This is a genomic window from Microvirga sp. 2YAF29 (genome assembly GCF_052114605.1).
In the GTDB taxonomy this organism is placed as follows: Bacteria; Pseudomonadota; Alphaproteobacteria; order Rhizobiales; family Beijerinckiaceae; genus Microvirga.
In genome coordinates this window covers 1-455 of sequence record NZ_JBFRFB010000050.1, presented here as the reverse complement: position 1 = coordinate 455, position 455 = coordinate 1, and the positions used below count along the sequence as shown (strand labels likewise).

Here is a 455-nt window from a genome sequence, read left to right as displayed (position 1 = left end):
ATGTGACAGCGTGAGGCGAAACGTTGATTGTAGTCCTCGAACTGCGTCACTAAAAAACGTTCCAGTGATTCTTCGTTCGGAAACTGTTCCTTGCGCTTTGTATATTTTTTGATTTGCTTATTGAACGACTCAATTAAATTGGTCGAGTAGATGCTTCGCCAAATTGCTTTTGGAAACTGATAAAACGTCAGTAAATACGGGTTATTTAGTAAGCCTTGTGTAACTTTTTTGTACGATTTGCTCCATTTCTCGCAGAACTGCCCAAGTGCTAGCTCAGCTGCTTCGGCGTCCTTTGCCTGGTGAATCATTTTAAAATCTTCGCAGACTTCCTTGCGATCCTCTACGCGTACTTTATGCATAATATTGCGACCGACATGAACTAAACAGACTTGATATTTTGCTTTTGGAAACACAGTGAAAACAGCGTCTGCCATGCCTTTTAAGCCGTCTGATAC

At 41.5% G+C, this 455-nt stretch carries 1 protein-coding gene; it reads right to left on the bottom strand.

Going from position 1 to position 455, the window contains the following annotated elements; genetic code table 11:
* A partial coding sequence (locus tag AB4Y85_RS19455; protein WP_441986550.1) for an IS256 family transposase occupies window positions 1-455 on the bottom strand: 455 nt, incomplete at both ends.